Here is a 22478-nt window from a genome sequence, read left to right as displayed (position 1 = left end):
GGAGATGACATGATCGCCCTGACGCTCGCTGAGATCACCGCCGCTGTCGGCGGTGATCTGCGCGTGGCCGGAGAGCACACCCCCGAGACCGTCGTCGACGGCCTGGTCGACACCGACTCGCGCACCATGCGGCCGGGATCGATCTTCGTGGCGAAGCCCGGCGCGGAGACCGATGGACACCGTTTCGTCGGTGCGGCGGTCGAGGCCGGTGCCGTGCTCGCGATCGTGGAGCATCCGGTCGACGTGCCCGTCAGCCAGATCGTCGTCTCCGACGCCGTGGTCGCCCTCGGCGAGCTGGCGCGCGAGGTCGTGGGCCGCGTGCGCGCGGGCGGTGGGCTGCGTATCGTCGGCATCACCGGGTCCAACGGCAAGACCACGACCAAGAACTTCCTCGCACGCATCCTCGCCGACGAGGGGGAGACCGTCGCCCCGATCAACTCCTTCAACAACGAGGTCGGTGCCCCCGTCACGATGCTCCGCGTGACCCACGACACCCGGTACCTCGTGAGCGAGTTCGGGGCGGCCGGCCCAGGGAGCATCGCCCGCCTCGCCGGACTCGTCGAACCCGACCTCGTCGTCGTGCTCATGGTGGGGCTCGCGCACGCGGGCGGCTTCGGCGGCATCGAGGCCACGGCCAAGGCGAAGTCCGAGCTCGTGTCGGCGGCGCGGGTTCCGGGCACCGCCGTGCTCAACGCGGACGACCCCCGGGTGTGGGCGATGCGCGAGCTCGCCGAGCACCGCGGCCTCCGCGTCGTCGGCTTCGGTCAGTCCGACGCGGCCGAGGTTCGCGCCCACGACATCGTCGTGTCCGCCTCCGGGACGACCTGCACGATCGAGGTCGCGGGGGAGCGCCGCCCGCTGCGGCTCCGCGTGCTCGGCGCTCACCACGTGACCAACGCGCTGGCCGCCCTCACCGCGGCCGTGCAGCTCGGCGTGGCTCCGGCCGACGCGATCGCCCGCCTGGAGACCGTCGAGATCGCCGAGCGATGGCGCATGCAGCCGATGGGCAACGATCGCGTGCGCATCATCAACGACGCCTACAACGCGAGCCCCGACTCGATGGCCGCCGCTCTGCGCACGCTCGCGCAGATCACCGGCCCGGACGAGCGCACGGTCGCCGTCCTGGGGGCCATGAGCGAGCTGGGCGACAGCGCGGGCGAGGAGCACGACCGCATCGGCCTGCTCGCGGTGCGTCTCAACATCCGCCGCATCGTGGTGGTGGGCCCTGAGGCGCGCCGCCTCTACCTGGCCGCGGTCGGCGAAGGCTCCTGGGACAGCGAGGCCGTGCATCTGCCCGACCAGGATGCGGCGTTCGAGTACCTGCGCACCGAGCTGCGCGACGGCGACCGCGTGCTGGTGAAGTCATCCAACTCCGTGGGCCTGCGGCATCTCGGCGATCGTCTGGGAGAATTGTTCTCGTGAGGTCACTCATCATGGCGGCGGCGATCTCGCTCGCCTTCACCCTGTTCCTGACCCCCGTCTTCCTCCGGCTCTTCCGGAAGTGGGGCTGGGGGCAGGTCATCCGCACCCCCGAGTCCGTGCACAACCCCAGCCACGAGGCCAAGCGCGGGACCCCGACCATGGGCGGCGTGATCTTCATCCTCGGCTCCATCGTCGGCTACTTCACGGGCGTCCTGGTGAGCGGGGAGACGCCAGCGCTGTCGGCGATCCTGGTGATCTGGCTCATGGTGGGCTTCGGCGCGGTGGGCTTCATCGACGACTACATGAAGGTGCGCAGCCAGCGCAGCCTCGGCCTCTCCGGGTGGCGGAAGGTGATCGGCCAGCTCCTGGTCGTCATCCCGTTCGGCATCGTGGCGTTGAACTTCCCGAACCGCTGGGGTCAGACGCCCGCGAGCGCCTCGATCTCGCTGTTCCGCGACATCACCTGGCTCAACCTCTTCGCCTTCGGTGTGGTCCTCGGCTGGATCCTGTACCTGGCGTGGATCGCGATCATCGGCGTGGCCACGTCCAACAGCGTCAACCTCACCGACGGCCTCGACGGGCTCGCGGCCGGTGCCGGCGTGCTCGTCGTCGGCGCCTACAGCGTGATCGCGTTCTGGCAGTTCAAGCAGCCCTGCATCGGCGGCGACCCCGGCGCGCTCGGCGGATGCTACGAGGTGCGCGACCCCTTCAACCTGGCGATCATCTCGGCCTCGTTCGCCGCGAGCCTCATCGGCTTCCTGTGGTGGAACGCCCCGAAGGCGAAGGTGTTCATGGGCGACGTGGGCTCGATGGCGATCGGCGGCGTCGTGACCGCGATGGCGATCCTGACGCGCACCGAGCTGCTGCTCCTCGTGATCGCGGGCGTCTTCGTCCTCTCGTCCGGCTCGGTCATCCTGCAGCGGGCGTACTTCAAGGTCACGCGCGGCAAGCGGCTGTTCCTCATGAGCCCGTTCCACCACCACCTCGAGATGCGCGGCTGGTCGGAGGTCACGATCGTCGTGCGCATGTGGATCATCGCCGGCCTGCTCGCGGTCTCGGCGATCGGACTGTTCTACGTGGAGTGGCTGACCCGTGTCGGCTGAGCGTCTGGCCGGACTGACCAGCTGGAACGCGGACTGGTCGGGGCTGCGTGTCGCCGTGCTCGGACTGTCGATGACCGGCTTCTCGGTCGCGGACACCCTGGCGGAGCTGGGCGCCGACGTGCTCGTGCTCAGCGAGTCGGCGGACGAGGAGTACGCGCGCCTGCTGCCCGTGATCGGCGCGACCCTCGAGCTGGGGTCGCTCGCCGAGGTGCCGGAGGCCCTGCGCGCGTTCGAGCCGGAGGTGGTGATCGCGTCGCCGGGCTTCTCGCCGTCGCACCCCGTGATCCGCTGGGCGCAGGACGCCGGCATCGCGCTCTGGGGGGACGTCGAGCTCGCGTGGCGGGTGCGGGACAAGGTGCTCCGCGCCGACGGGACCCCGGCCGACTGGGTGCTCATCACCGGCACCAACGGCAAGACCACGACCACGCAGCTCACCGCGACGCTGCTGGTCGAGGGCGGCCTGCGTGCGGCCCCGTGCGGCAACATCGGGGTGCCCGTGCTCGACGCGGTGCGCGACCCGGCCGGCTTCGACGTGCTCGTGGTGGAGCTGTCGAGTCATCAGCTCTGGTACCTCGGGTTGTCGCAGCCGGAGGGGGAGCTGTTCCCGTACTCCGCCGTGTGTCTGAACCTCGCCGACGATCACCTCGTGTGGCACGGCAGCGCGGAGGCCTACCGCGACGCGAAGGCCCTGGTGTATCGCAACACGCGCGTGGCCTGCGTCTACAACAAGGCCGACGTGGCCACGCGCCGCATGGTCGAGGAGGCCGAGGTCGTCGACGGCGCCCGCGCGATCGGCTTCGACCTGGGCATCCCCGGCCCGAGCGACCTCGGCGTGGTGGAGGGGCTGCTCGTCGACCGGGCGTTCCTCGACGACCGCGCCCGCAGCGCCCTCGAGCTCACCACCGTCGCCGAGCTCGAGTCCGCTGGACTCTCGGCGCCGCACATCGTGCAGAACATCCTCGCCGCAAGCGCACTCGCCCGGTCGCTCGGCGTCGAGCCGGAGGCGATCCACTCGGCCCTGCAGGGCTTCCACCTCGACGCTCACCGCATCCAGGTGGTCGCGCGCCACGCCGGCATCACCTGGGTCGACGACTCCAAGGCGACGAACCCGCACGCGGCAGCCTCCTCGCTGCGGGCGTACCCCGGAGCGGTGTGGGTCGTTGGCGGTGATCTGAAGGGTGTGGACATCTCCGAGCTCGTGGCCGATGCCGGGGCGTCCGCCCGCGCGGCGGTCGTGATCGGTGTGGAGCGCGGCGATGTCGTGGCGGCATTCGGGCGACACGCGCCGGCGGTGCCGGTGTTCGAGGTCGACGCTGGCGACACTGGACAGGTCATGAACCGCGTGGTGGAGATCGCCGCGGGGATCGTCGAAGACGGGGGCACCGTGCTGTTGGCCCCGGCCGCGGCGTCCTTCGACCAGTTCTCCGGCTATGCGGAACGTGGCCGCCGCTTCGCCGAGGCGGTACGTGAGTGGATCGAGCGGGGGAGCGCCGATGACGCAGGTGGCTCGCCCTCCGCGCTCTGAGTCGGGCGGCCTCGCGGCCCGGGTGTCTCTGGGGCGCCGGTTCACGCCGGTGTCGACTGAGTTCCTCCTGATCGCGTCGACCGCGCTGCTCCTCACGATCTTCGGCCTGGTGATGGTGCTGTCGGCCACCAGCGCGACCGCCGTCGCGAACGACCAGAACCCGATGGACGGCGTGCTGCGCCAGGGCGTCTTCGCCCTGCTGGGCATCCCGCTGATGTTCCTCATCAGCCGTCTGCCGATCGCCTTCCTGAAGCGCATGGCCTGGCCCGCGCTGTTCGGGGCGGTCGCCCTGCAGCTGCTGGTGTTCACGCCTCTGGGCATCGCGGACGGCGGCAACCGGAACTGGATCCAGATCGCCGGGTTCCAGATGCAGCCGTCCGAGTTCCTCAAGCTCGCGCTGGCCCTGTGGATCGCCGCGGTGCTGCTGCGCAAGCAGACCATGCTGGGCACCTGGCACCACGTGTTCATCCCGGTCGTGCCGGTGGGCGCTCTCGCGATCGGGACCGTGCTGGCGGGCAAGGACCTGGGCACCGCGATGGTGATGGTCCTGATCCTGCTCGGCTGTCTGTTCTTCTCGGGCGTCAAGCTCCGGCTCTTCATCATCCCGATGATCCTCGGCGTGGTCGCGGTGCTCGCGTACGCACTGTCCAGCGAGGATCGGATGCGGCGCATCACCGCGACGTGCGACGACATGGCGCTCTACTACACCGACTGCTACCAGTCGATCCATGGCATCTGGGGCATGGCCTCTGGCGGCATCTTCGGGCTCGGCCTGGGCAACTCGCAGGAGAAGTACGGCTGGCTGCCCGCCGCGGGCAACGACTTCATCTTCGCGATCGTCGGCGAGGAGCTCGGCCTGATCGGCTGCATCGTGGTGCTGGCGCTGTTCACGTTCTTCACGGTCGGCGCGTTCCACATCATCCGCAAGACGCCGGACCCCTTCATCCGGGTCGCCGCGGGCGGCATCACGGTGTGGATCGTGGGCCAGGCGGTGCTGAACATCGGTGTGGTGATCGGTGTCTTCCCCGTGATGGGCGTGCCGCTGCCGTTCATGTCGCAGGGCGGGACGGCGCTGTTCGCGGTGCTCGTGGCCTGTGGTGTGCTGCTCGCCTTCGCCCGGACGATCCCCGTCTCGGAGAAGCAGTCAGGTGCGCGGGGTAGGGTCGCTCGGTGACCTCGTATCTTCTCGCCGGCGGTGGCACCGCCGGCCATGTCAACCCGCTGCTCGCGGTCGCCGATGCGTTGCGCGAGCGTGACCCGGAGGCCACGGTCCTGGTGCTCGGGACGGCCGAAGGCCTGGAGTCGCGGCTGGTGCCGGAGCGCGGGTACGAGCTGCTGATCGTCGACAAGGTGCCGTTCCCGCGGCGTCCGAACGCGCAGGCAGCGGCGTTTCCCGGTCGCTTCCGTCGTGCGATCGCTCAGGTGCGTCAGCACATCCGCCGTCACCGCATCGACGTGGTGGTCGGCTTCGGCGGGTACGCCTCGGCTCCCGCGTACGTGGCGGCGCGCCGCGAACGGGTGCCGTTCGTGGTGCACGAGGCGAACGCCAAGCCGGGTCTCGCGAATGTGCTCGGCGCCCGGGCTGCCGCAGGGGTGGGCGTCGCGTTCGAGGGCACACCGCTTCGCCGTGGCGAGGTCGTCGGCATGCCGCTGCGACGTGAGGTGATCGCGCTCGACCGTGCCGCGACGCGTGCCGAGGCGGCGGAGCACTTCGGCCTCGACCCCGCACGACCCGTCCTGCTCGTGTTCGGCGGTTCCCTCGGAGCCCAGCGGCTGAACGACGCGATCGCCGATTCCTGGCGCGACATCCTCGACGCCGGGTGGCAGCTGCTGCACGTGACGGGGGAGCGCAGCGACCTCGAGGATCCCCGCGTGCCTGGCTATACGATGCGCCGCTACGTGGACCGCATGGACCTCGCGTTCGCGCTGGCCGATCTGATCGTGTCGCGGTCGGGTTCGGCCACCGTGAGCGAGGTCAGTGCTCTGGGCATTCCCGCGCTCTACGTCCCGTACTCGGTGGGCAACGGCGAGCAGCGGCTCAACGCCGGCTCGGCGGTGGCAGCGGGAGCAGCCGAGCTGCTCGACGACGCCACCTTCGACGGCGACGCGGTGCGGCGGCTCGTCGTGCCCCTGCTCGGCGATCCCGAGCGCATCGCGCGCATGGCGGCGGCCGCGGAGAACGTCGGTACCAGGAACGGTACGGAGAACGTGATCCAGCTGATCGACCGTGCCCTCGGTGCGGCGTGACTCCGGCGTCCCGACCGGAACGAAAAGTAGACTGAAGCGGACATGATCAGACCCGACCTCTCCCTCCCCCTTCCCGAGACGATCACCTCCGCGCACTTCATCGGCATCGGCGGCTCCGGCATGAGCGGGCTCGCCAAGATGTTCCTCGACGCCGGCATCCGGGTGTCCGGAAGCGACCGCGCCGACAGCGACAACCTGCGTGCCCTCGCCGCCGCGGGCGCGACCGTGCACGTCGGTCACGACGCCGCGCACCTGGGCGACGCCGACACCGTGGTGCACACCGGTGCCATCTGGCCGGAGAACCCGGAGTTCGTGACGGCGAAGGAGCGCGGTCTCCACGTCATCCACCGCTCGCAGGCGCTGCACTGGCTGATCGGATCGCGACGTCTGGTGTCGGTCGCGGGGGCCCACGGCAAGACCACCTCGACCGGGATGATCGTGACCGCGCTGCGCGAGCTCGGGGCGGAACCGCACTTCGTCAACGGCGGCGTGATCGAGCAGCTCGGAGTGTCCAGCGCCACCGGGAGCGGTGACCTGTTCGTGATCGAGGCCGACGAGTCGGACGGCACGTTCCTGCTGTACGACACCGCGGTCGCGCTCATCACGAACGTCGACCCCGATCACCTGGACCACTACGGGTCGGACGAGGCGTTCCACGACGCGTTCGTGCGGTTCGCCGACGCGGCCTCGGAAGCCGTCGTGATCTCCAGCGACGACCCCGGTGCGCTGCGGGTCGGGGCGGGGCTGTCGCACCCCCACGTGCTCACGTTCGGTGAGGCGGAGGACGCGGATGTGCGCCTGACCGACATCGTCACGGACGGACCGGTCGCGGCGACTCTGGTGTACGCGGGGGAGCAGGTGCGCATGCAGCTCGCCGTCCCTGGGGCCCACAACGCGATCAATGCGACCGGTGCCGTCGCGGTGCTCGTCGCGCTCGGCTTTCCGTTCGCCGACGCGGTGCACGCGATGGAGGGCTTCGCGGGGACCGTGCGTCGGCTCGAACGCCACGGGGAAGAGCGCGGCGTCACGGTGTACGACGACTACTCGCATCACCCGACCGAGGTCAGGGCGGCGCTGGAGGCGATGCGCACTCTCGCCGGCGACGGCCGACTGATCGCGATCCAGCAGCCGCACACGTACTCCCGCACGCAGCACATGTATCAGGAGTTCGCCGATGTGCTCGAGCAGCTGGCCGACCACACCGTGATGCTCGACGTCTACGGCGCCAGGGAGGATCCGGTTCCCGGTGTCACCGGTGAACTCGTGAGCGGTGCGTTCCACGACCCCTCGCGCGTGCACTTCGTGGCGGACTGGCAGCAGGCCGCCGACTACACGGCCTCGGTCGCGCGCGCGGGCGACGTGGTCGTCACGCTCGGCTGCGGCAACGTGTACCAGATCATCCCGCAGGTGCTGGAGTCGCTGCGTCGGACCGACGGGGCGTAGCGCATGCGCCGGCCCGCACCGCTTCCGAGCGCTCCGGATGCCCCGGAGCAGGCGCCCGCCGCGCCGGAACGGACTGCGCGTGCGCGTCGCCGTGATCCGGAGCCGCCGATCCCGCTCGTCGATGAGCCTGCGGGCGAGGCCGTGCAGGATGACGACGCGGAGCGTCCCACGTCGACGCGGGAGGTGTGGCGGGCGGCTCGCGCTCGTCGCAAGGCGCTGCGCGCGGAGATCCGCCGCTTCACGCAGCGGTCACGTCGGCGCCGGATCGTCTGGCTCAGCAGCCTGGGTGCCCTCGTGCTGCTGGTGGGCGGGAGCGTCGCGGCGGCATACAGCCCGCTGTTCGCGGTCGAGCGGATCACGGTCGCGGGGGCGACGACGATCGATCCTGCCGTGATCGAGGCGGCGCTGAGCGACCAGGTCGGCACCCCCCTCGCGCTCGTGGACACGAGTGAGGTGAAGGCCGCTCTCCTGGCGTTCCCGCTGATCGAGACGTACTCCCTGGAGGCGCGCCCTCCGCACGACCTGACCGTGCGCATCGTCGAGCGGACGCCCATCGGGGTGATCTCGTCGTCGGCGGGCTACACGCTGGTGGATGCGGCGGGTGTGGCGCTGTCGACGACGGCGGAGCAGCCCGCGGGTCAGCCGCTCGTGGAGACCGAGGGCGGGGTGGATTCGGCCGCGTTCCGCAGCGCCGGCCTGGTGGTGCGTGCACTGCCGGAGGGGATCCGCTCGGCGCTGACGGAGGTGAGGGCGTCGACCGCGGACGATGTGACGCTCACCCTCAGCACCGGCCTCACGGTCGTGTGGGGGAGTTCGGAGGAGTCGGGTCTGAAGGCGCTCGCGCTGTCGGCGGCGCTCACCGCGAACCCCGAGGCGTCGTCGATCGATGTGACCTCGCCGGACGTCGCGGTCGTCGGCTGACGGCTTTCGGCGGGAATGGGGCGACACGCCCGTGTCGCTGCGCGCGCGCGGCCGGGCGGCGCTTACCTTCGATCTGAGAGAACGCAATACCGGGAAATACTTTACACCTCTAGTTGAGGTTTAAGGTTCCCATCCAAGGCTCGACTAATCGGAGGCCGGCCATGAGCCAGAACCAGAACTACCTCGCCGTGATCAAGGTCGTCGGCGTCGGCGGTGGCGGCGTCAACGCCGTCAACCGCATGATCGAGCTCGGGCTCCGCGGAGTCGAGTTCATCGCCGTGAACACCGATGCGCAGGCGCTGCTCATGAGCGACGCCGACGTCAAGCTCGACGTCGGCCGCGAGCTCACGCGCGGTCTCGGGGCGGGTGCCGACCCGGAGGTCGGTCGCCGTGCTGCGGAAGACCACGCGGAGGAGATCGAGCAGGCGCTGACCGGCGCCGACATGGTGTTCGTCACCGCCGGTGAGGGCGGTGGCACCGGAACCGGTGGCGCGCCCGTCGTCGCCCGCATCGCCAAGTCGATCGGCGCCCTGACGATCGGTGTCGTGACCAAGCCGTTCTCGTTCGAGGGTCGCCGCCGCCAGAGCCAGGCGGAGGCCGGCGTCGCCAAGCTCAAGGAAGAGGTCGACACCCTCATCGTGGTGCCCAACGACCGCCTCCTGGAGATCAGCGACCGCGGCATCTCGATGATCGAGGCCTTCGCGACCGCCGACCAGGTGCTCCTCGCCGGTGTCCAGGGCATCACGGACCTCATCACCACCCCCGGTCTGATCAACCTCGACTTCGCCGACGTCAAGTCGGTCATGCAGGGTGCGGGATCCGCGCTCATGGGTATCGGGTCGGCGCGCGGCGCCGACCGGGCCATCAAGGCCGCCGAACTCGCGGTCGAGTCTCCGCTGCTGGAAGCCTCGATCGAGGGCGCGCACGGCGTGCTCCTCTCGATCCAGGGTGGCTCGAACCTGGGCATCTTCGAGATCCACGACGCCGCGGACCTGGTGAAGGAGGCCGCGCACCCGGAGGCGAACATCATCTTCGGTACCGTCATCGACGACACGCTCGGCGACGAGGTGCGCGTCACGGTCATCGCCGCGGGCTTCGACGGCGGGGAGCCGTCGCTGCGCCTGGACCCGATGGTCGTCTCCCGGCCGTCCACCGCATCGCTGCCGGAGGTCGCCCTCTCGGACGAGGCCGAGAAGCCCGCGGAGACGCCCGCCACCGAGTCGGCCCCGGCACCGCAGCGCACGCCGGCCACCAGCATCGAGCCGGCATTCGCCGACGACGACATCGACATCCCCGAATTCCTGAAGTGACGGCTCCGATGGGTGCTCCGGCGCCATCGGAGCTCGCGGCGCGGCTGTCGGCGATCGACGAACGGATCGCCGACGCCGCGCGCGCGGCCGGTCGCGCACCGGAGGAGATCACCCGGATCGTCGTGACGAAGTTCCACCCGGCGGCTCTCGTGCGCGAGCTGCACGCCCTCGGCGTCTCGGCGGTGGGGGAGAACCGCCAGCAGGAGCTGACCGCGAAGGCCACGGAGCTCGCCGACCTCGACCTGCAGTGGCACTTCATCGGCCAGGGGCAGACCAACAAGGCGGGGGCCATCCGGCGCAGCGCCGACGTGGTGCACTCCGTCGACCGCGACCGCTTCGCCGACGCGCTGCATCGAGCGACCGACGGCGACGATGTGCTCGACGTGCTCGTGCAGATCAATCTGACCGACGACCCGGGTCGCGGCGGTGTCGCACCCGACGCGGCGACCGCTCTGGCCGAGCACGTGCTGTCGCTGCCGTCGCTGCGGCTGCGCGGCGTCATGGCCGTCGCGCCGCTGGACGAGGAGCCCGCCTCCGCGTTCGCGCGGCTCCGGGGCATCGCCGACGGCATCCGCACGATCGAGCCGACGGCCACGTGGATCTCGGCCGGTATGACCGGCGACTTCGTCGAAGCCATCGCCGCCGGCGCGACACACCTGCGCATCGGTTCCGCAATCACGGGACCGCGCCCCGACCGGGGTTAACCTGTGACAAGACCAGCCCGAGACGTTCGAACCGGAGGACACGATGGGTAACCCGCTGAAGAAGACCATGGTGTATCTCGGCCTCGCCGACGAGGAAGAGGTCTACGAGGAGGAGACGCAGGCACCCGCCCGCGCCCACCGTGAGCGCGAGCGCGAGCGTGAGGAGCCGACCCCGGCCCCCGTCACGCCCCTCCGTCGTCCCGTCGCCGTCCGTCAGCCCGCAGCAGGAGCCGTGAACGAGATCCTCACCGTCCACCCGAAGCAGTACCGCGACGCGCAGCTCATCGCGGAGAACTTCCGCGAGGGCGTCCCGGTCATCATCAACCTCTCCCAGATGAGCGACGCCGACGCGCGGCGCCTCATCGACTTCGCGAGCGGTCTCTCCCTCGGCCTGTACGGCCGCATCGAGCGCGTCACCTCCAAGGTGTTCCTGCTCTCGCCGGAGAACATCGCGGTGTCCGGGCACGGGGGAATCGCGCACGCGGACGCCGAGTCCGCGGGCTTCGACCACTCCTAACCCGTGCAGCTGGTCTCGGTCCTCGCCAGCATCGTCCACCTGGTGCTGCTGCTGTACATCTTCGTGCTCTTCGCGCGGCTTATCCTGGACTACATCCCCCTGTTCAACCGGGAGTGGCGTCCGAAGGGATTCGGCCTCGTCGCCGCGGAGGCCGTCTACACGGTCACCGATCCGCCGATCCGGTTCTTCCGGCGGATCATCCCGCCGCTGCGCATCGGGCAGCTGTCGCTCGATTTCGGGTTCGCGCTCACCCTGCTGGTGGTGCTGATCCTGATGAACATCGTCCGGCTCTTCATCCGCTGACGCCGTGGCGTGTCGCGCCTCAGGGCGCCGGTGAGTTCGCCGAGCCTGGGTGTCGCGGCGTCGCGAGGCCAAGGCTCGGGGGCTATGCTGGCACCCAGGTGCGCGCCCCGGGTTCGCGCCACATCACGAACACGCCATACATCGGTACTGGCAATCGAACTCATCGAAAGAGGAGCCACCCATGGCACTTACCCCGGATGACGTCGTCACCAAGCAGTTCCAGCACGTCCGCTTCAAGGACGGCTTCGACCCGGACGAGGTCGACGACTTCCTCGACGAGATCGTCATCGAGTGGCGCAAGGCCCTCGAGGAGAATGCCGAGCTGAAGGCCAAGCTGGCCGCGTACGAGTCCGGTGCCGCGCCCGCCGCCGCCGAGACCCCCGCCCCGAAGCCGGTGGCCGCGCCCGCCGCCGAGGCCACGCCCGCCGAGCCCGCTCCGACCGGTTCTGCCACGGCGACCGCCGGGATCATCGAGCTCGCCCAGCGTCTGCACGACGAGCACGTCGCCGAGGGTGAGGCCAAGCGCAACGCGCTCATCGCGGAGGCGGAGACCGAGGTCGCTCGCATCCGCACCGAGGCCGAGGCCAAGCAGCGGGAGGAGTCGGCGCGTCTGGAGCGCGAGCGCAACACGCTCGAGGCCCGCATTACCGAGCTCCGCAACTTCGAGCGCGACTACCGTGCTCAGCTGCGCGGCTACATCGAGGGTCAGCTCCGCGACCTCGACGAGAAGTCGGCTTCCACGGACTCCACGCCCGTCTCCGCGATCGGCCTGTAAGGCGTCGCGTTGACAGGACGTCGTCCCCTTCGTCGGTCGGCGGCCGGCGCGCTCGTTGCGATTCTCGCAGCGGTCGTGCTGGCCGCCGATCAGTTTGTGAAGTACCTCACCATCGAGCACCTTCCGCTGCACGAGGTCGTCCCCGTGCTCGGGGAGTTCCTGCAGCTGTATTACATCCGCAACCCCGGAGCGGCGTTCTCGCTCGGGTCCGAGGTCACGTGGATCTTCACGATCGCCCTCGCGGTCGTCGCGGGAGTGATCGTCTGGAAGGCCTTCGGCCTGAGGTCCCGGTTGTGGGCCGTCGTCCTCGGCTGCCTGCTCGGCGGTGTGCTCGGCAACCTCAGCGACCGGCTGTTCCGCGAGCCCGGGTTCCCGGTCGGCCACGTGGTCGACATGATCTCCATGCCGTGGATGATGCCCGCGATCTTCAACGTCGCCGACATCTTCATCGTCACCGGCATGATCTCGGTGGCACTGCTGGTGGTGTTCGGCCTGCGCTTCGACGGCACCCGCGAGCGCGACCACGCGCCGGTGGAGACCGATGAGGACGCGGAGGCCGTCGCGGCCGAGCACGAGGCTGCGCTGAGCGAGAGCGACCGCGTCGTCGACGGACGCGCGTCGGCCGAGGCAGGGTCGTCGTCTCCCGAGGAGCGCTGAGCGTGGAGTCGCGCTCTCTCCCCGTCCCGGACGGGCTCGACGGCACGCGCGTCGACGCGGCCCTCGCGAAGCTGCTCGGCTTCTCGCGGACGTTCGCGGCGGAGGTCGCGGCGAGCGGCGGTGTGCGGCAGGACGGCGCGACGCTCGACAAGTCGGACCGTCTGCACGGCGGGGCCTGGCTCGAGGTGGAGTGGCAGCCCAAGGAGGCGCCGAGGATCGAGCCGATCGCGGTGCCCGAGCTGGGCATCGTGTATGACGACGACGACATCGTGGTGGTCGACAAGCCCACCGGGGTCGCCGCCCATCCCTCGCTGGGCTGGGAAGGGCCCACGGTCGTCGGGGCTCTGGCCGCCGCGGGTTTCCGGATCGCCACGAGCGGGGCTCCGGAACGGCAGGGAGTGGTGCATCGGCTCGATGTGGGCACGAGCGGGCTCATGGTCGTCGCCAAGAGCGAGAGCGCGTACACCGCGCTCAAGCGCGCGTTCAAGGAGCGGACGGTCGAGAAGATCTATCACGCGGTCGTCCAGGGACACCCCGACCCGCTCGTCGGCACGATCGACGCGCCCATCGGGCGCCACCCGAATCACTCGTGGAAGTTCGCGGTCGTGCCGGACGGCAAGCCATCGGTCACGCACTACGAGACGCTCGAGGCGTTTCCCGGAGCCTCGCTGCTGGAGATCCACCTGGAGACCGGGCGCACGCATCAGATCCGCGTGCACATGGCCGCGCATCGTCACCCCTGCGTCGGGGACCCGCTGTACGGCGCCGACCCCACGCTGTCCGCACGGCTCGGGTTGACGCGACAGTGGCTGCACGCCCACCAGCTCGCGTTCGCGCACCCGACCACCGGCGAGTGGGTGCAGTTCGAGTCGCCGTATCCGGCCGACTTCCGGCACGCGCTGGACGTGCTGCGCGGGGAGTAGCGGCTGTCCCGGGGTGCCGCGCGCGCGGTGTCGGTGGTGTGCGCCACACTGACCGCATGAGCATCGTGGTGCGCCCCGCGACCGTCTTCGACGACGTCGCGACACTGGTGGGTCCGAAGAAGCCGACGTCGAACGTCTGCTTCTGCCTCAGCTATCGGATCGGCAACAAGGAGAACGTGTCCCTGCGCGGGCAGGCTCGTGCGGATCGCGTGCGCGAGCTGTGCCACCAGGACCCGCCGCCGGGCGTCATCGCGTATCTCGACGATGAGCCCGTGGGGTGGGCGGCTCTGCATCCCCGGCGTGACACCAGCTTCGCGCGCAATCGCCTCATCCCGCACGTCGACGATCTGGACGTCTGGTCGCTGTGGTGTTTCCGCGTGCGCCCGGGATTCCGCAAGCAGGGTGTCTCGCACGCGCTGATCGACGGCGCGGTCGCGTACACCAGGGAACGCGGGGCTCCAGCGATCGAGGGATATCCGGTCGACAACGCGGGGGAGAAGGTGAACCTCACGATGGCGTACGTGGGGACCCGGTCCCTGTTCGAGGGTGCCGGCTTCACGAAGGCCGCCGACACCGGGTCCGTGCTCGACGGGTTCCCCCGGGTGCTCATGCGTCTCGACCTGCGGTGACGGGCCGTCGTGGAGTGACCGACCGGGTGAGTGAGGACCGGGGAACGCGCGGCGGATCGGTCGTCGACGGGGCGCCGCGACGAGTTTCGAACCGGATCGTGCTTCTGAGGCAATACATAGTGTGAGCACAGACAGCGAGATCATTCAGCGGTCGCTCGGGCACCCCCGGGCGTTCGCCGAACTGTTCGACAGACACGCCGGCGCGGTGGGTGGCTATGCCGCCCGCCGCCTCGGGATGGATGCCGGAGAGGACGTCCTCAGCGAGACGTTCCTCGTCGCCTTCGCGCGGCGGTCGTCGTTCGACACGTCCTGGGACTCCGCACTCCCGTGGTTGTACGGCATCGCGTCGCGGCTGATCAAGAAGCACAGGGCGCGCGAGGCGAAGCACCTGCGGTCGGCGGCGCAGTCGGCGGCGCGTGAGGAGCACATCGCTCACGGCGATCTCGACGGGACGATCGCCCGGCTCGACGCCGAGCTCTCGACCCGTCAGCTCGCCCCGCTGATCGCCGCGCTGTCGGCGAAAGACCGCGAGACTCTTCTGCTCTACGCCTGGGGCGACCTGAGCTACGAGGAGATCGCGCTCGCCCTCGGCGTTCCCGTGGGAACGGTGAGGTCCCGCATGAACCGGGTGCGGACACGGTTGGATCCGGCGCGCGCCCGCGGTCGGAACACGATGGTCACGGAGAAGAAGGGAGAAGTCGATGGACGTTTTCGAGCGCGTGCGTGAGGTCAACCGGGGGGCCGGCCTCAGCGAGGAGCACCTGACGTCGGCCAGGGCGCGGCTTCTCACGGGGATCGACGCGGGGGTGGCGGCCGAGCGGTCACGGAGGGTGCACCGGCCGCTGTTCCTCGTCGCCGGGGCGGTCGCGGGGGTCGCGGCCGCCACGGCCGGGGTCGTGGTGCTGAGCCAGCTGACGGCACCGGAGCCGCGCGTGGAAGCCGTGCCGGTGCAGACGCTCGATCCGCGCCCGCACGGCGACCCGCTGCCGCGTCCGTCGGCGACGTCGGGGACGGGTGCGACCGAGCCGTTCCCCGGTACGACCCCGCAGGCGGGGCAGTATCTGCAGATCCGCTACACCAGCGACGCGCTCTACTTCCGGGATGGTGTGGGGGGCGTGTTCCGCTGGCCGCGGAGCGGCGACCCGCAGACCATCTCGGCCGCCGTGATGCGCTCGCACGCAGTGGACTACGTGCCGGCCGACCGCGCCGGCACGTGGGTCAGCCGCTATGGGCCCTCGATGGAGCGCGTCGAGCTGTTCGGCACCGATACCGAGGTGATGCGATGGACGTGGGACAGCCTCGCGCCGTACCGGCCAGAAGTTTCTGAGCTGCAGTCGGTCGGCGGGCGGCAGTACGGTGACCTGCCTCCGGTCGGTGGCCCCGGCTACTACGACGCCGCGCCCCGGGATCCGCAGGGGCTGCTCGACTACTGGTCGAGTTTCTTCGCCGAGGCCGGCGGTGCGCGCGATGACTCGGTGCTCATGGAGATCCTCAGCCAGCTGAAGCAGAACATCGCGCCCCCGGACGTGCGGTCGGCGTATCTGTCCGCTCTGCAGCTCACGGGACGTGCCACGGTCGACTCGACGGCGGGTTCGGAGGTGACGTATCGCGTCGAGTTCACCGATATCGACGCGCGGACCGAGACGATCACGATCGACACCACCACGGGATGGGTCGTCGAGTCCGCGATCTGGTACGTGAAGCAGTCCGGGCAGGATCTCGTGCCGTCGGGTGTGCCGGACGAACGAACCACCTACGACGTGTCGATCGTCGACGCGATCCCCTGACAGCCACGGCGACCCGGACACGGGCCCCGGCACCGATCTCGGTGTCGGGGCCCCGCCGTAGACTCGGAACATGGCATCCGATTCCTTCGTCCACCTGCATGTGCACAGCGAATACTCGATGCTGGACGGCGCGGCGAAGATCAATGCCATGACGCAGGCGGCGGCCGATTACGGCATGCCGGCGATCGCCGTGACCGACCACGGCAACACGTTCGCGGCGTTCGAGTTCTACCGGGCGGCGCAGGCCGCGGGCATCAAGCCGATCGTCGGGCTGGAGGCGTACGTCACCCCCGGCACGCACCGCAGCGACAAGACCCGCGTGCAGTGGGGCTCGCCCGATCAGAAGAGCGACGACGTCTCGGGGTCCGGCGCGTACACCCACATGACCATGTGGAGTCAGAGCACCGAGGGGATGCACAACCTCTTCCGGCTCAGCTCGCTGTCGAGCATGGAGGGCTACTACTTCAAGCCCCGCATGGACCGCGAGCTGCTGCAGACCTACGGCAAGGGCCTCATCGCGACGACCGGGTGCCCCTCGGGCGAGGTGCAGACGCGTCTTCGTCTCGGGCAGTACGACGCGGCGCGGGCGGCGGCGGCGGAGTTCCAGGACATCTTCGGCAAGGAGAACTACTTCGCCGAGATCATGGACCACGGCCTGTCGATCGAGCGCCGGGTGATGACCGACCTGCTGCGGCTGGCCAAAGACCTGGGCATCCCGCTGGTGGCCACGAACGACTCGCACTACACGCACCAGCACGAGGCCGACGCGCACGAGGCGCTGTTGTGCGTGCAGTCGGGGTCAACGCTCGACGACCCGAACCGCTTCAAGTTCGACGGCGACGGGTACTACATCAAGACCGCGGCCGAGATGCGGCAGCTGTTCCGCGATCACCCGGAGGCGTGCGACAACACGCTGCTGATCGCCGAACGCTGCGAGGTGGAGTTCAACACCTCCGCCAACTACATGCCCCGCTTCCCCGTGCCAGACGGCGAGACCGAAGACAGCTGGCTCATCAAGGAGGTCGAGAAGGGCCTCCACTACCGCTACCCGAGCGGTATCCCCGACCGGGTGCGCAAGCAGGCGGAGTACGAGACCGGCATCATCCTGCAGATGGGGTTCCCTGGCTACTTCCTCGTCGTCGCCGACTTCATCAACTGGGCCAAGGACAACGGCATCCGCGTCGGTCCCGGCCGAGGCTCCGGTGCCGGATCGATGGTGGCGTACGCGATGCGGATCACCGACCTCGACCCCCTGGAGCACGGTCTCATCTTCGAGCGCTTCCTCAACCCGGACCGCGTCTCGATGCCCGACTTCGATGTCGACTTCGACGACCGCCGCCGTGGCGAGGTCATCGAGTACGTGACGGAGAAGTACGGCTCCGAGCGCGTGGCACAGATCGTGACCTACGGCACGATCAAGTCCAAGCAGGCGCTCAAGGATGCCGGCCGCGTGCTCGGGTTCCCGTTCAGCATGGGGGAGCGTCTGACCAAGGCCATGCCCCCCGCCGTGATGGGCAAGGACATGCCCCTCGACGGCATGTTCGACTCCGCGCACCCGCGCTACAAGGAGGCGAGCGAGTTCCGGGCGCTGATCGAGACCGACCCCGAGGCGAAGACGGTGTTCGATCGCGCGCTCGGGCTCGAGGGCCTCAAGCGCCAGTGGGGCGTGCACGCTGCCGGTGTGATCATGTCGTCGGAGCCGCTGCTCGACATCATCCCCATCATGCGCCGCGAGCAGGACGGGCAGATCGTCACGCAGTTCGACTACCCGTCGTGCGAGACGCTCGGCCTGATCAAGATGGACTTCCTGGGGTTGCGCAACCTCACGATCATCTCGGACGCGCTCGACAACATCCGCATGAACCGAGGCGAGGAGCTCGACCTCGAGCACCTCGGACTCGACGACCCCGCGGTGTACGAGCTCCTCGCGCGCGGCGACACGCTGGGCGTGTTCCAGCTCGACAGCCCTCCGCTGCGGTCGCTCATGCGCCTGATGAAGCCGGACAACTTCGGTGACATCTCGGCCCTCATCGCGCTGTACCGCCCAGGCCCGATGGGCGCGAACTCGCACACGAACTACGCGCTGCGCAAGAACGGCCAGCAGCAGATCACGCCGATCCACCCGGAGCTCGAGGAACCCCTGGCCGAGATCCTGGAGGAGTCCTACGGCCTCATCATCTACCAGGAGCAGGTGATGGCCATCGCGCAGAAGGTCGCCGGGTTCAGCCTCGGTCAGGCCGACATCCTCCGTCGCGCGATGGGCAAGAAGAAGAAGTCCGAGCTGGACAAGCAGTACGAGGGCTTCGCCGGCGGTATGAAGGAGCGCGGCTTCGGCGAGGGCGCGATCAAGGCGCTGTGGGACATCCTCCTGCCCTTCTCCGACTACGCGTTCAACAAAGCGCACTCCGCCGCGTATGGTCTCGTGTCCTACTGGACCGCGTACCTGAAGGCGCACTACCCGGCCGAGTACATGGCGGCGCTGCTGACGAGCGTCGGCGACTCGAAGGACAAGATGGCGCTGTACCTGAACGAGTGCCGCCGCATGGGTATCCGGGTGCTGCCGCCCGACGTCTCGGAGTCGATCAACTTCTTCGCCGCCGTCGGCGACGACATCCGCTTCGGTCTGGGAGCGGTGCGCAACGTGGGCACCAACGTCGTCGACGGGATCGTGCAGGCCAGGAAGGATGAGCGCTTCACGTCGTTCCACCACTTCCTCGACAAGGTCCCGCTGCATGTCGCCAACAAGCGCACCGTGGAGTCGCTCATCAAGGCGGGCGCGTTCGACTCGATGGGCGACACGAGGCGTGCGCTGCTGGAGGTGCACGAGGACGCCGTGGAGGCCGCGGTCGACCGGAAGCGCAACGAGGCTCAGGGCGCGATCGGGTTCGACTTCGACAGCCTGTACGACGGGCTGGAGGAGGTCGCGCCGGCCAAGGTCCCCGCCCGACCCGAGTGGATCAAGAAGGACAAGCTGGCGTTCGAGCGGGAGATGCTCGGGCTGTACGTGTCCGACCATCCGCTCGCGGGCCTCGAGGTGCCTTTGGCGAAGCACGCGTCGATCTCGATCCATGACCTCAACAACTCGGAGGACCTGCAGGACGGCGACCAGGTGACGGTCGCGGGCCTGGTCACAAGCGTGCAGCACCGGGTGGCGAAGGCCAGCGGAAACCCGTACGGCATGATCACGGTCGAGGACTTCAACGGCGAGGTCACCGTGATGTTCATGGGCAAGACGTACACGGAGTTCCAGCACACCCTCCAGCAGGACGCGATCCTGGCCGTGCGGGGGAGGGTGTCGCGCCGCGACGACGGCCTCAACCTGCATGCCCAGTCGGCCTTCGCACCCGATGTGGGCTCGTTCGACGCCGCAGGCCCGCTGTCGCTCGTGCTCGCGGAGCAGCGCGCCACCGAGCGCGTGATGCACGAGCTCGCCGAGGTGCTGCGACGGCACAACGGCGAGACCGAGGTGCTGCTTCGGGTGCACCGCGGCGGGACGGCGAAGGTGTTCGAGGTCCCGATGCCGGTGAAGGTGTCGGCCGACCTCTTCGGCGACCTCAAGTCACTGCTCGGCCCGACCTGTCTGGGGTGAACGGGTAGGATCGGGAGCCGTCGACAGCACCGCCACGGCCAGAGTGCGCCGGTGATGAAAGGACCACTATGAGCACGGAACTTCCCGAGCCGGATGCCGCCGACGCGGTGTTCAGCGACGAGGACGGCGTCCTCTATGACGACGAAGTGACCCCGGAGTACGGCATCCTCGGCTTCACGCTGCGTGAGCTGTTGATCGTCGGCGTCTGGCTGGTGTCGTTCCTCGTCTCCTTCTTCCCCCTCAGCGGCGGCGTCTCGCTGTGGGGCATCGGCATCCAGTGGATCCTGCCGATCGGCGTCCCGACGGTGGCCGTGTTCCTGCTGGTGCTGCGCCGGTTCTCTCCCGACGGCATCCGCCGCGTGGGCTCGTTGGGCATCGATCAGTTCGCCTCCGTCGCCTTCGCCGTATCCGCGTGCGTGTGGGCGGGCAACCTCTGGCTGGCGGTGTCCGCCGCGATCGCCACGGGTCAGTGGGGTCTGCCGTGGAACGCGCTCGTGCAGGTCATCACGTCGGTGGCGCTGGTCGTCCTGACCGTTTTCGCACCGCTGATCCCGGGGCTGCGTGAAGACTTCCAGGGTCGGCTGGTGACTCTCGCGCACCGGAACGCGAATCCGGTCCGGCCGGTGATCGCCCGTCCGCGCCCGGAGTCGACGTCCGGGGAGACTCAGGACGAGGCGGCGGTGGGGTCGCCGGAGGAGTCCGACACGGACGCGGTCACCGACACCGGACCCCCCACCAGCCCGGACACCGCAACCGACGCCGTCACCGACGTGGTACCCGATGCGGTCGATGGCGATCGGCGTCACGCCGACACCGACTCGTACCCGGCCGACTACTCGGACCGGATCCCGCTCACTGCGCACGCGTCGGGCGGAGGCACGGGGACGATACCCGTGGCCGACGAGGAGGAGTACACGCCGAGCTACTCCCGGCGTTCCCGCGCCGAGCAGCCCGAGATCGTCTCCGACACCGGGAGCATCGAGTCGCTCCTCGGCACGACCGCTCGGGAGGAGACAGGAGCGGTCGATGTCCCCGACGATGCCACGGCCGTCCATCCGATCGTCGCGGACGAGCAGGACGACGACGTCGAGGCCACGATCCCCCGCCAGTACACGGAGGCGGCGCAACCGTTCTGGATCCTGGCGCCCACCGAGCGCGATGTGCACGACGAGCGCGGCGAGCCGATCTTCCGGGTGGGGCCGACCGCGTGGGCGCTGGTGATCGAGGATCGCGGAGGGGCCTACGTCGTTCGCCATGACGACGGCCGCATCGGATACCTCCACGACATCACCGACATCACGAAGGGCTGACATGCGCACGATCGATCTGCGGGGGCGCGAGCTCTCGCCCGCGGACATGCTCGCGGCCGTCCCCCGCGCCACGCAGGCGCGCGCGGAGGCGCTCGACACCGCGGCACGCCTCGTCGAGGAGGTGCGGGAGCGCGGTGAGGGTGCGCTGCGAGAGCAGGCGGAGCGGTTCGACCGGGTCGTCGGGCACGAGGTTCGCGTGCCTGAGACGCACATGACGCAGGCCCTCGACTCGCTCGATCCGGCAGTGCGGGCGGCGCTCGACGAGGCGATCCAGCGCGTGCGCCTGGCCTCAGCCGCTCAGGTCCCGGCCTCGCAGGTCACGACCATCGGCGCGGGTGCCACGATCACTCAGCGGTGGCAGCCCGTGCACAGGGTCGGTGTCTACATCCCCGGCGGAAAGGCCGTCTACCCGTCGAGCGTCGTCATGAATGTCGTCCCCGCGCAGGTCGCCGGGGCGCAGCAGATCGCCCTGGCCTCGCCGCCGCAGGCGGATCAGGACGGTCGTGTCCACCCGACGATCCTGGCGGCCGCGGCTCTGCTCGGAGTGACCGAGGTGTACGCCATGGGAGGTGCGGGAGCGATCGGTGCCTTCGCGCACGGTGTCCCCGGTCTCGGCCTCGATCCCGTCGATGTGGTGTCGGGCCCCGGCAACAACTACGTCGCCTCGGCCAAGCGGGCCGTGGCGGGCGTCGTCGGAACGGACTCCGAGGCTGGAGCGACCGAGATCCTCGTGGTCGCGGATTCCACCGCCGATCCGCGTCTCGTCGCCGCCGACCTGGTCAGCCAGGCCGAGCACGACGAGCAGGCGTCGGCCGTGCTCGTCACCGATGCGGAGGGACTCGCGGACCGGGTCGTCGCCGAGGTCGAGCGGCTCACCGCGGCGACGCGCCACAGCGCACGTGTCGCTGCCGCATTGGCTGGTCCGCAGTCCGCGGTCGTCCTGGTCGACGACCGCGCGATGGCGGTGGCGTTCAGCAACGCGTACGCGCCGGAGCACCTGGAACTGCACCTGTCCGACGCCGAGCAGGCAGCGGCGGCGTTCACCAGTGCCGGCGCGGTGTTCGTGGGCGACCACACCCCGGTGAGCCTCGGCGACTACATGGCGGGGAGCAACCACGTGCTGCCGACCGGCGGCCAGGCGCGCTATGCACCGGGCCTCGGCGCCTATACCTTCCTCCGTCCGCAGCAGGTCGTCTCCTACGATCGCGCCGCCCTGGCCGCGGTTCGCGAGGGGGTCGTCGCCCTGGCGAACAGCGAAGCGCTGCCCGCGCACGGCGAGGCGATCGAGGCGCGGTTCACCGCGTAGGATCGGT

Annotated in this window: 20 protein-coding genes; all 20 read left to right on the top strand. The window is 69.7% G+C overall.

All coding sequences use genetic code 11. The features are described from left to right. The first annotated feature begins 9 nt into the window (after positions 1–9). Complete coding sequence (gene murF / locus ACFWCH_RS16190) at positions 10–1422, top strand: UDP-N-acetylmuramoyl-tripeptide--D-alanyl-D-alanine ligase (RefSeq protein ID WP_136037288.1); 1413 nt, start codon at positions 10–12, stop codon at positions 1420–1422. After that, on the top strand, positions 1419–2525 hold the full coding sequence (gene mraY, locus ACFWCH_RS16185; protein ID WP_136031316.1) for a phospho-N-acetylmuramoyl-pentapeptide-transferase: 1107 nt from the start codon (positions 1419–1421) through the stop codon (positions 2523–2525). The genes murF and mraY overlap by 4 nt, the downstream gene beginning before the upstream one ends. After that, positions 2515–4050: a UDP-N-acetylmuramoyl-L-alanine--D-glutamate ligase gene (murD, locus tag ACFWCH_RS16180; RefSeq protein WP_136031318.1), complete on the top strand. Its 1536-nt coding sequence runs from the start codon at positions 2515–2517 to the stop codon at positions 4048–4050. Before mraY ends, murD begins: the two co-directional genes overlap by 11 nt. Continuing rightward, complete coding sequence (gene ftsW, locus ACFWCH_RS16175; protein WP_136031320.1) at positions 4019–5224, top strand: putative lipid II flippase FtsW; 1206 nt, start codon at positions 4019–4021, stop codon at positions 5222–5224. The genes murD and ftsW overlap by 32 nt, the downstream gene beginning before the upstream one ends. Next, positions 5221–6297 carry a glycosyltransferase gene (locus tag ACFWCH_RS16170; RefSeq protein ID WP_136037290.1) on the top strand — a complete coding sequence of 359 codons (1077 nt, stop codon included), beginning with the start codon at positions 5221–5223 and terminating at the stop codon, positions 6295–6297. The genes ftsW and ACFWCH_RS16170 overlap by 4 nt, the downstream gene beginning before the upstream one ends. Positions 6298–6339: 42 nt before the next feature. Beyond that, the gene (gene murC / locus ACFWCH_RS16165) at positions 6340–7740 is read left to right on the top strand and encodes a UDP-N-acetylmuramate--L-alanine ligase (RefSeq protein ID WP_136037291.1); all 1401 of its coding nucleotides are present in this window, start codon (positions 6340–6342) and stop codon (positions 7738–7740) included. Between the two features lie 3 nt (positions 7741–7743). Next, on the top strand, positions 7744–8661 hold the full coding sequence (locus tag ACFWCH_RS16160; protein ID WP_247638913.1) for an FtsQ-type POTRA domain-containing protein: 918 nt from the start codon (positions 7744–7746) through the stop codon (positions 8659–8661). A 161-nt stretch (positions 8662–8822) separates the two neighbouring features. Continuing rightward, complete coding sequence (gene ftsZ / locus ACFWCH_RS16155; RefSeq protein WP_136031329.1) at positions 8823–9971, top strand: cell division protein FtsZ; 1149 nt, start codon at positions 8823–8825, stop codon at positions 9969–9971. A gap of 8 nt (positions 9972–9979) precedes the next feature. Then, positions 9980–10675, top strand: a complete 696-nt coding sequence (locus ACFWCH_RS16150; RefSeq protein WP_247639003.1) for a YggS family pyridoxal phosphate-dependent enzyme — start codon at positions 9980–9982, stop codon at positions 10673–10675. A gap of 43 nt (positions 10676–10718) precedes the next feature. Next, on the top strand, positions 10719–11192 hold the full coding sequence (locus tag ACFWCH_RS16145; protein ID WP_136031331.1) for a cell division protein SepF: 474 nt from the start codon (positions 10719–10721) through the stop codon (positions 11190–11192). A gap of 3 nt (positions 11193–11195) precedes the next feature. Continuing rightward, positions 11196–11495 (top strand): YggT family protein, encoded by a 300-nt coding sequence (locus ACFWCH_RS16140; RefSeq protein WP_136031333.1) that lies wholly within the window; start codon positions 11196–11198, stop codon positions 11493–11495. Positions 11496–11676: 181 nt separating this feature from the next. After that, positions 11677–12270, top strand: coding sequence for a DivIVA domain-containing protein (locus tag ACFWCH_RS16135; RefSeq protein WP_136031335.1), 594 nt, complete (start codon positions 11677–11679; stop codon positions 12268–12270). Positions 12271–12366: 96 nt separating this feature from the next. Continuing rightward, positions 12367–12927 carry a signal peptidase II gene (lspA, locus tag ACFWCH_RS16130; RefSeq protein WP_247638914.1) on the top strand — a complete coding sequence of 187 codons (561 nt, stop codon included), beginning with the start codon at positions 12367–12369 and terminating at the stop codon, positions 12925–12927. 2 nt (positions 12928–12929) lie between these two features. Further along, positions 12930–13850: an RluA family pseudouridine synthase gene (locus ACFWCH_RS16125; RefSeq protein ID WP_247638915.1), complete on the top strand. Its 921-nt coding sequence runs from the start codon at positions 12930–12932 to the stop codon at positions 13848–13850. Positions 13851–13906: 56 nt separating this feature from the next. Beyond that, on the top strand, positions 13907–14479 hold the full coding sequence (locus ACFWCH_RS16120; protein WP_241115776.1) for a GNAT family N-acetyltransferase: 573 nt from the start codon (positions 13907–13909) through the stop codon (positions 14477–14479). Between the two features lie 121 nt (positions 14480–14600). Next, positions 14601–15206, top strand: coding sequence for an RNA polymerase sigma factor (locus ACFWCH_RS16115; RefSeq protein ID WP_136031341.1), 606 nt, complete (start codon positions 14601–14603; stop codon positions 15204–15206). Next, entirely contained in the window at positions 15181–16266 is a 1086-nt protein-coding gene (locus tag ACFWCH_RS16110) for a hypothetical protein (protein ID WP_247638917.1), read from the top strand. The genes ACFWCH_RS16115 and ACFWCH_RS16110 overlap by 26 nt, the downstream gene beginning before the upstream one ends. Before the next feature lie 70 nt (positions 16267–16336). After that, a complete protein-coding gene (gene dnaE / locus ACFWCH_RS16105) occupies positions 16337–19855 on the top strand; it encodes a DNA polymerase III subunit alpha (protein WP_136031345.1) in 3519 nt (1172 codons plus the stop codon). 68 nt (positions 19856–19923) lie between these two features. Next, the gene (locus tag ACFWCH_RS16100; RefSeq protein ID WP_378803806.1) at positions 19924–21165 is read left to right on the top strand and encodes a hypothetical protein; all 1242 of its coding nucleotides are present in this window, start codon (positions 19924–19926) and stop codon (positions 21163–21165) included. Between the two features lies 1 nt (position 21166). After that, complete coding sequence (gene hisD, locus ACFWCH_RS16095; protein WP_378803805.1) at positions 21167–22471, top strand: histidinol dehydrogenase; 1305 nt, start codon at positions 21167–21169, stop codon at positions 22469–22471. Positions 22472–22478: the final 7 nt, after the last annotated feature.

It is taken from the genome of Microbacterium sp. NPDC060132, from assembly GCF_042729675.1.
Taxonomy (GTDB): Bacteria; Actinomycetota; Actinomycetes; order Actinomycetales; family Microbacteriaceae; genus Microbacterium; species Microbacterium sufflavum.
The sequence above is the reverse complement of the archived record's forward strand: the minus strand, read 5'-3'. Positions and strand labels throughout refer to the sequence as shown.